Consider the following 13646-nt stretch of genomic DNA (forward strand, 5'->3'; position numbering starts at 1 on the left):
CCGAGGATGACTACAGTCGCGTAGACGGGTGGACGGCCTCGATGGTTCCTGGATTACGCAACCTCTAAAGTGTTCGCCATGTCCGAAGCGGTGGAGCAAGCAGGTGGGCTCTCGGTGGCCTGGGAGACCGCTGAGCTGGAGGGCGGGCCGGCGGACGGGGCGAAGATCCGGGTGACCGGGCGGCCTCGTGTGCTTCAGGTCACGGCGGAGTGCCCGGTCGAGGAGGGGTCCGCGCAGGCGCTGCGCGTGGCGGCGGTCTATGTGTACCGGCGCAAGCATCAGGAGCCGTTGCGGTATGCGTGGGACTGGGCCAGCCCCTGAGGGGTCCGCGGCTCTCGCCGCTTATGTGGGGCATCTCACATCCCCCCGGGTTTCCCCGGGCCCCCCTCGGGCCTCGTCCTGCCCCTTGCGGTGCTTTGCCGTCTGCAGGTCGGCCTGTGGTTGCTCGCGCAGTTCCCCGCGCCCCTGTTTCACGTGCCGTTTGTCCGCACGTTGGGGGCAGTCCGGAAGCGTCTCCTCGGACTTGTGCGTGACTGTTCATACGGAGGGGCTGGGCGGGTGTGTGCACAAGTCCTTGCGGGGAGCGCTTCCTCCCCACCCCCTTGGCAGCCCATGGAGCCGCCTGGGCGCGACAAGTCAGCGCGGCGGCGCAGACGGCAATGGCGGCGCGGGGGCAGCCCTGAGGCCGGAGGGGCGGGCAGCGGCGGGTCAGGAGGGGGAGGGGTCGGAAGGGCTGCTGAAGCCCGGACTCGTGTACCCCAGCTTCGGCCGCTGCCGAATCAAGCTGACCCCGGCCGACCCGAACCCCGGACTCGTGTACCCCAGCTTCGGCCTCTTCCGGACCAGGCTCACCCCGGCCGACCCTCCACTCGCGCCCCGCGCCTCCCCCACGCACCGCCGGAGATACGGCAGAACCCCCTCGACCAGCAGCGCCCGCCGCCACTCCTGCCGCGCGGTGGCCAGCTCCAGCGCGGCCCGCGCCGCCGCGGCGTCCCGCCGGGCCGTCAGGACCAGCCCGGCCAGGCCGACCAGCAGCGCGGCCCCGAACACGGCGGCGGTGGTGAAGCCGACACCGGTCAGCGACGTCGTGACGCGGTGCCCGCTGCCCGCGGCCCGCAGCCCGAAGCCGAGCGCGAGGAACGTCACCGCCGCGATACCGCTCAGCATCGGCACCAGCACCGCGAGCGTCGCGGTCACGCCCGGGCCGTCCGAGCCCGCGAGCCCCCCGCCGCCCGTGCCGGAACCGCCGCGGGCGCGACGTGCCCGCCCGCCGGCCGAGGGCGCGTCCCGCAGCGCGGTGTACCGCGCGTACTCGTCCGCGGCCGCCTCGGCGATGACGTCGGCGGCCTGGACCGCGCGCGCCCGCAGCAGCTCCACGCCGAGCGGCGGTTCGGGCGAACCTGAGCCCGCGCCGGCCTCCCGCAACGCCCGCCTGATCTCCTCGCTGTGCAGCGCCTCGTCGAGGACCGCGAGGAACTCCGCGCGGTAAGTGCCGTCCTGGTGACTGCCGTTCACGTCCGCCCCCCGATACGCCGACAGGCAGGGCGGGACCGCCTTCGCCCGCCCCCGGTGCCGCACCACGATAGTCAGCCGGGTTGCGTGATTGCTGAATCATGCAACTCTGTGGCGGAATCCGTACCACTCCGCGACGTGGGAAGCGGCCGCGGGCCGGGGGGCCGCCGTACGGGGTGCGTACCCTGGTCCCTGACAAGGCGGCACCCCAGGGAGGTTCACGTGGCGAGGTCGGCCGAACGGCTCGGCGACCCCAGTGCGGAGGTGCTCCAGGGCGCGGCGGCCGCTTTCGGCCTGCTGGCCTCCCCGATGCGCCTGCACATCGTGTGGATCCTGTCCCAGGGCGACTGCGACGTGACGGGCCTGGCCGAACGCGTCGGCGCCACCCTGCCCGCGGTCAGCCAGCACCTGGCGAAGCTCAAACTGGCCGGCCTGGTGCACGCGCGGCGCGAGGGACGCCGCCAGGTCTACCTCGTGGACGACCCGGACCTGGTGACGGTGGTCCGGCTGATGGTCGATCAGCTCGCCGACGCACCGGTCGTGTCACGGGGCGCCCGTGGCCTGGGCGCCTGAGGGCCCGACGGCGGAGCGCGGCCCGGCGGCAGGCGGCCCGCGGGTGCTCCCGGATGCCAGGAACGCGGTGTCCGTCGCCGATCTCACCGACCTCGCCGACGCCGGGGCCCTGGAGGTGCTGCGCCGGCTCGGCACCGGCCCGCGCGGGCTGACCGAGGCCGAGGCCGAGGAGCGTCTGGCGCTCCACGGCGAGAACACCGTGCCGGGGCAGCGTCCGGCGTCCTGGCCGCGTCGTTTCCTGGCCAGCGTGCGCGACCCGTTCACCGCGGTGCTGCTGTGCCTCGGTGTGGTGTCCGCGCTGGTCGCCTCCTGGGGTACGGCGTGTGTGATCACCGTGCTGATACTGGTCAGTTGCGGGCTGCGGGTCCGCGCCGAGCACCGGGCGGACCGGTCGGCGGCGGGGCTGCGGCAGCTCGTCGCCGCGACCGCGACCGTCCAGCGCCGGGCCGCGGCGGGGTCCGCGCCGCGGCTGCGGGAGCTGCCCGTCGCCCTGCTGGTGCCGGGGGACGTGATCCGGCTCGGACCCGGCGACGTCGTCCCGGCGGACGTGCGGCTGCTGCGCGCCCGGCACCTCACGGTCCACCAGGCCGTGCTCACCGGGGAGTCCGCGGCCGCGACGAAGGAAGCCACTCAGGTGCCGCTGACCCTGACGGGCGCCGGGGACTTCGAACGCCCCCATCTGTGCTTCCAGGGCAGCAGCGTGGGGTCGGGCAGCGGCACCGCGGTCGTCACCGCGACGGGACCGCACACCCGGTTCGCCCGCGCCCACCACGAGCGGGGAGCGCACGGCGGGCGGCGGGTGTCGGCGTTCGACCGCGCGGTGAACGGCATCTCGTGGATCCTCGTGCGGTTCATGCTGCTCATCCCGCCGCTGGTGCTGGCGGCCGACGCGGCCGTGCGCGGGCGGGGTCTGGCCACGCTGCCGTTCGCGGTGGCCGTGGCGGTCGGGCTGACGCCGGAGATGCTGCCGGTGGTGGTGGCCACGGTGCTGGCCCGGCGGGCCGCGGTGCTGGCCCGCGACCACCGGGTCATCGTGCGGTGGCTGCCGGCGCTGCACAACCTCGGCGCGATGGACGTGCTGTGCACCGACAAGACGGGCACCCTCACCCTCGACCGTCCGGTCGTCGACGCCTGCCTCGATCCGGCGGGGCGGCCCGACGAGGAGGTGCTGCGCTGGGCGGCCGTCAACAGCCTGTGGACACTGCAGCTCGCGGACCTGCCGGTGGCCGACGCCCTGGACGAGGCGATCCTCGACGCCGCGGGCGGCCGCCCGGACCCGCCGGCGGGGCGGTCGGCCTCCGCGGCTCCGGCGGGCGGGGCCGCCGGGAGCGGGACGGTCGGCGTGCGGGCCGTGGCGGCCGGCGGCCGGGAGAACGGCTCCTGGGAGCAGCAGCGTTGGGAGATCGGCGGCTGGGAGGGGGTCGCGGCCCTGCCCTTCGACCCGGCCCGGCGCGTGTCCACCGCCGTCGTCCGCCGCCCCGGCCGCCGCGGCCGGCACACCCTGGTGGTCAAGGGCGCGGTGGAGGACGTCCTGGACCGGTGCACCCGGGTACGGGTCACGGGTGGGGGCGCGGGCGAGAGCGGCGGGACCCCGTCCGGCGGGGACGCATCATGTGCGGAGGCCGGCATGGGTTCGGGGGCCGCCGCGGGTCGGGCGGGCGGCCCCGGCGCCCCGGCCGCCGTGGACGGCACCCGTCCGCTCACCGCCGCCGAACGCGAACGGCTGTCGGCGATGGCCGCGGCCCGCGCCGAGGAGGGCCTGCGGCTGCTCGCGGTGGCCGTCGCCGAACGGCCCGCGCGGCTGGGCGGCTACCGGACGGCGGACGAACAGGGCCTGGTCCTCGCCGGGTTCGTCGCCCTCCGCGACACCCTCGCCCCGACGGCGACGGCCGCGCTGTCCGGCCTCGCCGACCGCGGGATCACCGTGAAGGTCGTCACCGGCGACCACCCGGGGACCGCCGCGCGGGTCTGCCGCGACCTCGGCCTCGACCCCGGTGAGGTGGTCGGCGCCGGCCGCATCGAAGCCCTGGACGACCCGGCGCTGGCCGAACTGGCGATGCGCACCACGGTGTTCGCCCGCTGCACGCCGGAGCACAAGGCCCGCATCGTGCGGGTGCTGCGGCAGGCGGGACACGTCACCGGTTTCCTCGGCGACGGCGTCAACGACCTGCCCGCGCTGCACGCCGCGGACGTCGGGATCTGTCCGGGCGACGCCGTGGACGTCACCCGGGACGCCGCCGACACCGTCCTGGCCGGCCGGGACCTGACCGCCATCGGCCACGCGGTGGCCGCGGGCCGGCACTGCACCGGCACCCTCGGCACGTACCTGCGGATCACGCTGTCGTCCAACTTCGGCAACGTCATCGCGATGCTCGCGGCCGGGCTGCTGCTGCCGTTCCTGCCGATGCTGCCCGCGCAGGTCCTGCTCCAGAACCTGTGTTTCGACGCGGCCCAACTCGCCTTCGCCGCCGACCGTCCCGCACCCGAGGCGCTGCGCCGGCCGGCCGTGCTGCGGCCCCCGGACTTCCTGCGTTTCGTCGCGGCGTTCGGCGTGCTCAACGCGGCCGCCGACTTGACGATCTTCGCGGTGCTCGTCGGCACCGTCCCCGCGGTTCACCACAGCGGGGGTCAAGTCGCCTTTCACGCGGGGTGGTTCACCGAGAACCTGATCACGCAGGCCCTGGTGATGCTGCTGCTGCGCCCGGGACGCGGCCGGTCCCGCGGCACCCCCGCGGTCATCCGCGCCGCCGCCGCGGCGCTGGCCGCCACCGGCGTGCTGCTGCCGCTCTCGCCGCTCGCCCCGGCGCTGGGCATGACGGCGCTGCCGTCGGCCTACTACCTCCTGCTGGGCGCGGTGCTCGCCCTCTACGCGGCCACCCTCCATCTGACCGTCCGGCCGCAGGTCCGGCGCCCGGCCCGTCCGGCGTAGGACGGGCGTGGCACCCGGCCCGGCCCGGTGTAACAGCGGGCCTGGTCCCGGCATCGGCGGGGAAGCGGGTCAGCGCGGCGGGGCGCCGTCGTCGTGGGACGCCTGCCGCTCGGCGGCCTGGTGCTCGACGACCCGGCGCAGCATCGCGGCGAACTGCTCGCGCTCGGCGGGGGACAGGGGAGCGAGCAGGGCGTCCTGGGCGGAGTCGACGAGTTTGTCGAGCCGCCGCAGATGGCGCCGGCCCTGGGCGGTGAGGGTGATGACGTTGCGGCGGCGGTCGGCGGGGTCGGGGGTGCGCTCGACGTGGCCCTGTTCGGCGAGTTCGTTGATGACGGCCACCAGGTCGCTGCGGTGGACGGCGGTCCGCGTGCTGAGCGAGGACTGGCTCGCCGGGCCGCCTTCGTGCAGCGCCACCAGCACGCCGTAGTGCCACTTGCGGGCGTCCGCGCCGGCCAGGGCCGCGCCCACCAGCCGGTCGGCGTGGCCGGACGCGCGGCCCAGCAGCCGGCTGGGCAGTCCGCGCAGCCGTTCCGGCGCCGCCCGGTCGTCCCAGATGCCGTCCATCGCCTCGTTCATGGCGGGCATCCTACCCGGTTGCGTTAGGCGGACTAACGACGTAGATTCGTGAGTGGCATAAACGTTAGTACGATAAATGTTCATTGACCCAACGAACTGGCGAGGAGCCGTCATGCCGACCGTCGACGTACTGGACTCGACCCTGCACTACCTGGACAGCGGAAGCGGGACGCCCGTGGTGCTGCTGCACGGGAACCCCGCGTCCTCCCATGTGTGGCGCGACGTGATGCCCGGCCTCGGCGGCGGGCGGCTGCTCGCGCCCGACCTGATCGGCATGGGCCGCTCGGGCAAGCCGGCCCTCGACTACTCCTTCGCCGACCACGCCCGCTACCTCGACGCCTGGTTCGACGCCCTCGGCCTCGACCGGGTGATCCTCGTCGGCCACGACTGGGGCGGCGCCCTGGCCTTCGACTGGGCCAGGCGTCACCCGGACCGCGTGCTCGGCGTCGCGTTCCTGGAGACCGTCGTCAAGTCCGTGACGTGGGAGGAGCTGTCCCCCCAGGCCCGGCAGCGCTCCCGGACGGTGCTCGGGCCGGAGGCCGAGGAGACGCTGATGGGCGCGGACACGCTGGTCCGGATGGCCTTCACCGGCGGCGGGGTGCTCACGCCGGTAGGCGACGAGGACCTCGCCGCCTACCTCGCGCCCTACCCCGACCGGGAGAGCCGCCGTCCGCTGCTGGCCTGGGCGCGGCAACTGCCCATCGGCGGCGAGCCGCCCGAGGTCGTCGCGCGGATCGAGGAGTACGACGCGTGGCTGGCGGCGAGCACGGAGGTGCCCAAGCTGCTGATGACGTTCGAGGGCGCGGGCTCACTGCTCATCGACGAGCGGATGACCGCCTGGTGCCGGGAGCACATCGCCGCCCTCGAGATCGTGCACTGCGGCCCGGCCGGGCACCACGCCCCGGAGGACCGTCCGGCCGAGATCGCCGCCGCCGTCTCCGCCTGGGCGGACCGCCACGGGCTGCGCGACGAGGTCCTCCGGAACGCGCGGTAGCCGGCGCCTCAGGTTCCGGTCCGGGTGCCGGTGGGGGAGACGTCCGCCCGGGAGTCCGCCGGACGGTCCTGCCCGGACCCGGACCCGGCTTGCGACTCGGACCCGGCCTGCGACTCGGCGCCGTCCTCCCCCTCGGGCGGCGGTGGCAGGTCCGGGGGGCTGGTGACCGCGACCGGGGCCGCCACCGCGGGAGGGCTCTCCGCCGGTGGGGCGATGCCGTCGCGCCACGGGATCTCGGGCGTCGAGGTGGCCGCGTCCCGGGTGTCCGCGTCCTCCCGCAGCTGCTCGTCCTCGGGGTGGTGCAGCGTGCCGTCGCGCTGCTGCCGGGACTGCCGGGTCAGGATCCACACGAAGAACACGCACGTCACGGCGATCGCGACGATGGTGAGCCAGGTGTTCATGGCACGACCTCCAGGCCCCCGGCGCACTGCGCCGGGTCTCCTCCGCCTGACCGCGGGAGACACCGGCCGCACCGCCGGGAAGGCCGTCATACGCTCGGCCCCCGGTTCTTCCACCGTACTCCGCGGCCGACCCACCGGCGCGGCGCGCGCACCCCCGACCAGGAGGCCCGTCCGGCTCGGACCAGGACGCCGCCCCGGCCCTTGGCGCGGCCCTGCTCAGGCCCCCGATCAGGCCCCTGACCAGGACACGCGTCCGCCGCTGCGGGAGGATGGGCCCGACCGGCGGGGTGGACGCGGCGGAGGAACACGACGAAAGGCGCGGCCCATGGACGTACGGCGGCGATGAGCGAGCCCCCCGGCGCCGCGGGGCGCCCTCCCGCTGAACCCGCCCCCGCTCCCGAGGCCGCCGACCCCTTCGTGCGGGTGCGCGGGGCCCGGGAGCACAACCTGCGCCGGGTCGACCTCGACATCCCGCGCAACACCCTCGCCGTCTTCACCGGGGTCTCCGGCTCGGGCAAGTCGTCGCTGGCCTTCGGCACGCTGTACGCCGAGGCGCAGCGCCGCTACTTCGAGTCGGTCGCGCCGTACGCCCGGCGGCTGATCCACCAGATCGGCGCGCCGAAGGTCGACGGGATCACCGGGCTGCCGCCCGCGGTGGCGCTGCAGCAGCGCCGCGGCACCCCCGGGTCGCGGTCGACCGTCGGCACGGTCACCACCCTGTCGAACCTGTTGCGGATGCTCTACTCGCGGGCCGGCGACTATCCGCCGGGCACGGCCGAACGGCTGGACTCGGACGCGTTCTCCGCCAACACCGCGGTCGGCGCCTGCCCGGAGTGCCACGGCCTGGGCCGGGTGCACCGGGTCACCGAGGCCTCGCTGGTGCCCGACCCGTCGCTGAGCATCCGCGACCACGCGATCGCCGCCTGGCCCGGCGCCTGGCAGGGCAAGAACTTCCGCGACGTCGTCCAGGCCCTCGGCTACGACATCGACCGGCCCTGGCGGGAACTGCCGCAGGCGGACCGGGACTTCATCCTCTTCTCCGACGAGCAGCCCGTGGTGACCGTGCACCCGGTGCGCGAGGCCGGGCGCATCCAGCGGCCGTACCAGGGCACGTTCAGCAGTGCGCGGCGGTACGTGCTGCGGGCGTTCTCCGAGTCGAAGAGCGCGGCCACCCGGCGGCGCGTGCTGCGGCACCTGGAGAGCGCCACCTGCCCGGTGTGCGAGGGACGGCGGCTGCGGCCGGAGGCGCTGGCGGTCACCTTCGCCGGCCACGGCATCGCGGATCTGACCCGGCGTCCGCTGGCCGACCTGCCGGGCATCCTGGCCCCGGCCGCGCGCACCGGCGGCGCCGGTGACGGGAGCGGTGCCGGGAGCGGTGACGCGGGCGGCGGCGGCCGTGAGGGGACCGACGAGGCCGCCGCGGCGCTCGTCGAGGACCTGGTCGCCCGCATCGAGGTGCTCGTCGGTCTCGGACTCGGCTACCTCAGCATGGACCGCACCGCCCCGACCCTGTCCCCCGGGGAACTGCAGCGGCTGCGGCTCGCCACCCAGTTGCGGGCCGGGCTGTTCGGCGTCGTGTACGTGCTCGACGAACCGTCCGCCGGGCTGCACCCCGCCGACACCGAGCCGCTGCTCGACGTCCTGGACCGGCTGCGGGCCGAGGGCAACTCGCTGTTCGTGGTCGAGCACGACCTGGACGTGGTGCGGCGGGCCGGCTGGGTGGTCGACGTCGGTCCCGGCGCGGGCCGGTACGGCGGGCAGGTCCTCTACAGCGGGCCCGTCCCCGGGCTGCGGCAGGCCGCGGAGTCGGCCACCGGCAAGTACCTGTTCGGCGAGGACTCGCGGCCGCGGCCGCCCCGCACACCGCGCGAACCCGCCGGATGGCTGCGGCTGCGCGGGGTCACCCGGCACAACCTCCGCGACCTGGCCGTGGACCTGCCGCTCGGCGTGGTCACCGCGGTCACCGGCGTGTCCGGATCGGGGAAGTCGACCCTCGTCGACGAGGTCGCCCGCGCGGTGGCCGCGGGACTGCACCCCGATCCCGACTCCGACTCCGGCGCCGTGACCGAGGCCGCGGACGGCATGGAGGCCGAAGAGCCCGACGAGGCGGCGGAGTTCGGCGACGAGCGGACGCCGGGTCCGGCGGCCGCGATCGACGTCGAGGGCCTGGACGCGGTGGACCGGCTGGTCCGGGTCGACCAGAAGCCCATCGGGCGCACCCCGCGGTCCAACCTGGCCACGTACACCGGCCTGTTCGACGCCGTGCGGACCGCCTTCGCCGCCACCCCGGAGGCCCGGGCGCGCCGCTACACCCCCGGCCGGTTCTCGTTCAACGTCGCCGCGGGGCGCTGCCCGACCTGCCAGGGCGAGGGGTTCGTGGCCGTCGAACTCCTCTTCCTGCCGGGCACCTACGCGCCCTGCCCGACCTGTCACGGCGCCCGCTACAACCCGGAGACGCTGCAGATCACCTACCGGGACCGGACCATCGCCGACGTGCTGGCGATGTCGGTGGACGAGGCCGCCGGGTTCTTCGCCGACCTGCCCGCCGCGGCCCGCAGCCTCACCACGCTGCAGGACGTGGGCCTGGGCTACCTCTCCCTCGGCCAGCCCGCCACCGAGCTGTCCGGCGGCGAGGCGCAGCGCATCAAGCTCGCCGCGGAACTCCAGCGCGCCCGCCGCGGCCGCACCCTCTACCTGCTGGACGAGCCGACCACCGGGCTGCACCCGGCCGACGTCACCCTGCTCATGAGCCAGGTGCAGGGCCTGGCGGACGCCGGGAACTCCGTCGTCCTGGTCGAGCACGACATGTCCGTGGTGGCCGCCGCCGACTGGGTGCTGGACCTGGGTCCTGGCGCGGGCGATGCGGGCGGCCGGGTGGTGGCCGCCGGGCCCCCGCTCACCCTCGTCCGCGACCCGGTCGGCCGGACCGCGCCCTACCTGGCCCGCCATCTGGGCGACGCCGCCCTTCCGGGCGGCACCCGCCACCCGACCGGGGACTCAGCCGACCTCGGAGGTGGGAGTGGCGGCGGCTGACGGGACCAGAGTCGCGGCGGGTGTCGCGGCCGGTGCGGTGGCCGGCGCCCGACTGGGCGGCATCGGCGGCGCGGTCAGCAGCACCCGTCCGTAGGCGCCCATCGCGACGCCGGTGACGAGCAGGATCACCAGCCAGCGCAGGTGCAGGCGGGCGGGCAGGCTCAGCGTCCAGGCGAGCAGCCCGCCGGACGGTGCCCGCCGGGAACGGCGGCCACGGGGACCGGCGCCTCGGCTCAACGTCTCCTCCTCCTGCCCGCCGTCCGCGGGCGCGGACGGGAACGGCCGATCTCGTCGCGGTACTCCAGCAGTTCCAGCGGCATGTCGAAGGCGACGGCGCCCACGATCTGCGGCCCGAACGGCGTGGCCCGGGAGTAGCGGGCGACGAACCGCTCGGCGCGCAGCGACCCCTCGACGATCTCGACGTCCGTGCCCAGGGAAGGGATGCCGACGCCCTGGATGCGGGTGCCGTGCTGCTCCGACCAGAAGCGCGGCACGGGCGCGAAGCGGGCCGCCCGCGCCGGGCCGCGCAGCAGCGAGTCGGCGGCGTGCTGGCCCATCTCGACGGCGTGGATCAGGTGCTCGACCCGCCGGGGCCGGTCGTCGAAGCGCGGGTTGGGCCAGGCGGCGACGTCCCCCGCGGCGACGACGTGCGGCACGAGCCGGCCCCAGGCGTCGACGGCGTGGCAGGTGGGCCCGCACAGCACGCCGTCGCCGAGCGACAGCCCGCTGCCGCGCAGCCATTCCGTCCGCGGCTCGCCGCCCAGGCCCAGCACCACGACGTCGCAGTCGAGCAGGGTGCCGTCGTCCAGCCGCAGCCGCAGCAGGTCGCCGTGGTCCTGCCAGTCCGTCACCTGGGTGGCCAGCCGCACGTCCACCCCGGCCCGCCGCTGCAGGGCGGCCACCACCCCGCCCACCCGGCTGCCCAGGACGCGGCGCAGCAGCGGCGCGCTGTGCACCACGAGGGTGACGTCCATCCCGGCCTGGCGTGCGGTGCAGGCCAGTTCGCAGCCGACGAAGCCGCCGCCGAGGACCACCACGTGCCGGGCCCGCGCGGTGTGCAGGGCGCGCTGGACCGCGGCGGCGTCGTGCAGCGTGCGGACGGTGCGGACGCGGTCGCTGAAGACCGGCGCCTCGGGCAGCCGCTTGGCGTCGACCCCGGTGGCGACGACCAGGCCGTCGAACGGCAGCCGCTCGCCGCCGCGCAGCTCCAGCGCGGACCGGGCGAGGTCCAGGCCCAGGATGCGGGTGTCCAGCAGCCAGTGGGCGTCCAGGGACCGGTCCGCCCGGAAGGCGAGCTGCTCCGCGGTGAGCCCGCCGGTCAGGTACTGCTTCGACAGCGGCGGGCGGCTGTAGGGGCGGTGCGGTTCCTCGCCGACCAGGACCAGTTCCCCGTCGAAGCCGCGCTCGCGCAGCCGGGTGGCCGCGCTCAGCCCGGCCAGCCCCGCGCCGGCCACGACGATGCGCCTGCGGCCGGTCCGGGCGGCGGTTCCGCTGCGCAGCGGGCGCACCGGACGCCGGTCGCCCGGGCCGCCCGGGCCGCGGGTCGTGCCGGGCGGCCGGCCGCCGTGGATCTCGATGGCCTGCATGGGGCAGACGCGCACGGCCTGCCGTGCCTGGGCGGCGAACTCGGCCGGGACGGCGCGGGTGTAGTGCAGCGAGCCGCCCTCGGAGATCCGGAAGACCTCCGGGGCCTCCTGCTGGCAGATGCCGTAGATGTGGCAGCGGTTGTTGTCGACGCTGACCCGGACCGGTTCGTCCTCGGGCACGAGGACCGGGCGCGGCAGGTCGAAGGCGTCGGCGCGCACCGGCGCGCCCGCGGTGGACTGGAGTTCGATCGCCCGGGCCGGGGTGGCGGGTGCGATCCCCGGGTGAGGGTGCGTCACTCGGCGACCCCGGTGGTGCCGGGGAAGGCCCGCTGCCGGAGCCGGGAGCGGGAGGGGAAGAGCCGGATCAGGAAGGCCAGCAGAATCGTTCCGGCACCGGCCGCCACCCCGACCGCCACCAGGTCGGGATGGCGCGGTTCCGGGTGGACGAGGAAGACGTGCAGCCACACCAGGGCGAACGAGACGTAGGCGAACTGGTGGACCCGCAGCCAGCGGTGGTAGCCCAGCCGGCGCTGGAGCCACACCGCGCAGGCGACGGCGACGGCCAGCTCGGTCCCGACGATGCCCAGCCCCACCGGCACGCGCTGCGTCCCGCCGAGGAACGGGACGGCGAGCTGCGGCCACCCGATCCGCCAGACCGGCTGGTAGACGAAGGTCAGTCCGTGGATGCCGCCGAAGATCATCGCCGACAGTGCCAGGGTCATGTGGGCGCCGTAGAAGGTGGCCCGGTTCACCGAACGCTGCAGGAACCGCAGCCGCAGCATCACGCCCAGCACCATCGTGGCGACCATCAGCGCGTAGGCGACGAGGGCGGCCAGCCTTGCGATCCGGTGCACGCCCGTGTCGTAGGGCTCGTGGTGGTCGTAGGCGTCGAGCGGTGAGCCGGGGATGGGCGCGGCGTCGGCCCAGGCGCGGGGGGCCGCCAGCGCGCACCCGGCGGCGGCGAGCGCCAGGACGAGAACGGTCATCAGGACCACGAGGGTCCGGCGGCGGTCACGGACCGCCACCACGGTCGAGGCCATGCTGGACACTCCCTGCGTAGACGCGCTGGTGAGTCCGCAGCCGGCCCCGGGGGGCCGTCACCGGACCCGGCCGCCATTCCGTGAGGAATGGCCAGAACGCCCCCCGAGAAAGGCGCTCCGGCCGGTGAACCCACCGGTGGCGCGCCCTGCTTGGCGGCAGACGCTACACCAACGCACCCCACCGCGCCCATGGTTACCGGAGGTTCAGATGCGTCGGGCGGGAGTGGTGAAGTGCCAGCCGTGCGCGGCCAGTCGGGGGATGAGCCGGTCGACGGCCGCGACGGTCTGACCGCGGTCCCCGCCGCCGTCGTGGAGGAGCACGACCGCACCCGGGGTCAGCCCGGTCGTCAGGCGCCGGACGAGTTCGTCGGTGCCCGGGCGCTCCCAGTCGCCCGCGCTCAGCCGCCAGCCGAGCGCACGCATGCCGAGACCGCTCGCCACCTCGGGCGTGCGGCCCCACCGCCCGTACGGCGCGCGGAAGAACGGGACGGACGCGCCGGGCGCGGCGGCGCGGATGGCCGCGCTCGTCCGCGCCAGGTCGTCGCGGACCCGGTCGTCGGGCCAGTCGCTCATGTCGTCGTGGTGCATGCCGTGGTTCCCCAGCAGATGCCCGTCCGCGACGATCGCCCGGACGATCTCCGGGTGCGCCAGCGCCTGGTCGCCGCGCAGGCAGAAGACCGCCGTGACCCCGTGCCCGCGCAGCACGGTCAGCAGGTGGGGGGTGTGGACCGGGTGTGGCCCGTCGTCGAAGGTCAGCGAGACATAACTGCCGACCAGGGTGGTGGACTCCACGACGGACGTGCTCCGGCCGAAGGGGCCGGCCGGTCCTGCTGCTGTGGTCACGGCGGTGCTCTCCTGTCCTGCGCGATGGCTCGTGGTGCGGTGGCGCGGCGATGCGGTGCGAGCACGGGTGCGGACGGTTCGGGTGGGTCTGCTGGGACGGGTGTTGGGGGGTGTGGGTCAGGTGGGCTGGCAGGTCATGGTGGGCGGGGTCGGGGGTGT

Annotated in this window: 12 protein-coding genes; 5 read left to right on the forward strand and 7 right to left on the reverse strand. The window is 75.5% G+C overall.

Features of this window, described 5'->3' with window-relative positions:
- Window positions 1–78 precede the first annotated feature (78 nt).
- Complete coding sequence (locus tag K7862_RS29725) at window positions 79–321, forward strand: hypothetical protein (RefSeq protein ID WP_222967843.1); 243 nt, start codon at window positions 79–81, stop codon at window positions 319–321.
- A gap of 387 nt (window positions 322–708) precedes the next feature.
- On the opposite strand, the gene K7862_RS29730 is transcribed toward K7862_RS29725, so the two are convergent.
- Entirely contained in the window at window positions 709–1515 is an 807-nt protein-coding gene (locus tag K7862_RS29730; RefSeq protein ID WP_222967845.1) for a hypothetical protein, read from the reverse strand.
- 219 nt (window positions 1516–1734) lie between these two features.
- Between K7862_RS29730 and K7862_RS29735 the strand changes: the two genes are divergently transcribed.
- Entirely contained in the window at window positions 1735–2085 is a 351-nt protein-coding gene (locus K7862_RS29735; RefSeq protein WP_222967846.1) for an ArsR/SmtB family transcription factor, read from the forward strand.
- A 67-nt stretch (window positions 2086–2152) separates the two neighbouring features.
- Window positions 2153–5014 carry an HAD-IC family P-type ATPase gene (locus K7862_RS29740; protein ID WP_308012260.1) on the forward strand — a complete coding sequence of 954 codons (2862 nt, stop codon included), beginning with the start codon at window positions 2153–2155 and terminating at the stop codon, window positions 5012–5014.
- A 69-nt stretch (window positions 5015–5083) separates the two neighbouring features.
- Here the strand turns inward: K7862_RS29740 and K7862_RS29745 are convergent, their stop codons facing one another.
- Window positions 5084–5590, reverse strand: coding sequence for a MarR family winged helix-turn-helix transcriptional regulator (locus tag K7862_RS29745; RefSeq protein ID WP_222967848.1), 507 nt, complete (start codon window positions 5588–5590; stop codon window positions 5084–5086).
- A gap of 112 nt (window positions 5591–5702) precedes the next feature.
- On the opposite strand from K7862_RS29745, the gene K7862_RS29750 reads away from it, so the two are divergent.
- A complete protein-coding gene (locus tag K7862_RS29750) occupies window positions 5703–6584 on the forward strand; it encodes a haloalkane dehalogenase (RefSeq protein ID WP_222967849.1) in 882 nt (293 codons plus the stop codon).
- An 8-nt stretch (window positions 6585–6592) separates the two neighbouring features.
- Here the strand turns inward: K7862_RS29750 and K7862_RS29755 are convergent, their stop codons facing one another.
- Window positions 6593–6985 (reverse strand): hypothetical protein, encoded by a 393-nt coding sequence (locus tag K7862_RS29755; RefSeq protein ID WP_222967850.1) that lies wholly within the window; start codon window positions 6983–6985, stop codon window positions 6593–6595.
- A 342-nt stretch (window positions 6986–7327) separates the two neighbouring features.
- Here K7862_RS29755 and K7862_RS29760 point away from each other — a divergent pair, with 342 nt between their 5' ends.
- Entirely contained in the window at window positions 7328–10018 is a 2691-nt protein-coding gene (locus K7862_RS29760) for an excinuclease ABC subunit UvrA (protein ID WP_222967851.1), read from the forward strand.
- Here K7862_RS29760 and K7862_RS29765 read toward each other — a convergent pair.
- The 4 genes from K7862_RS29765 to K7862_RS29780 all read right to left on the reverse strand — a co-directional run bounded on the left by K7862_RS29765 (window position 9983) and on the right by K7862_RS29780 (window position 13487).
- Window positions 9983–10255 (reverse strand): hypothetical protein, encoded by a 273-nt coding sequence (locus K7862_RS29765; protein ID WP_222967853.1) that lies wholly within the window; start codon window positions 10253–10255, stop codon window positions 9983–9985. The two genes, K7862_RS29760 and K7862_RS29765, sit on opposite strands and share 36 nt — an antisense overlap.
- The gene (locus tag K7862_RS29770) at window positions 10252–11901 is read right to left on the reverse strand and encodes an FAD-dependent oxidoreductase (protein ID WP_222967855.1); all 1650 of its coding nucleotides are present in this window, start codon (window positions 11899–11901) and stop codon (window positions 10252–10254) included. Before K7862_RS29770 ends, K7862_RS29765 begins: the two co-directional genes overlap by 4 nt.
- A complete protein-coding gene (locus K7862_RS29775) occupies window positions 11898–12644 on the reverse strand; it encodes a ferric reductase-like transmembrane domain-containing protein (RefSeq protein WP_222967857.1) in 747 nt (248 codons plus the stop codon). The genes K7862_RS29770 and K7862_RS29775 overlap by 4 nt, the downstream gene beginning before the upstream one ends.
- 204 nt (window positions 12645–12848) lie before the next feature.
- Window positions 12849–13487: a polysaccharide deacetylase family protein gene (locus tag K7862_RS29780; protein ID WP_222967858.1), complete on the reverse strand. Its 639-nt coding sequence runs from the start codon at window positions 13485–13487 to the stop codon at window positions 12849–12851.
- Between the last annotated feature and the right edge of the window lie 159 nt (window positions 13488–13646).

The sequence above is a fragment of the Actinacidiphila acidipaludis genome (assembly GCF_019890725.1).
In the GTDB taxonomy this organism is placed as follows: Bacteria; Actinomycetota; Actinomycetes; order Streptomycetales; family Streptomycetaceae; genus Actinacidiphila; species Actinacidiphila acidipaludis.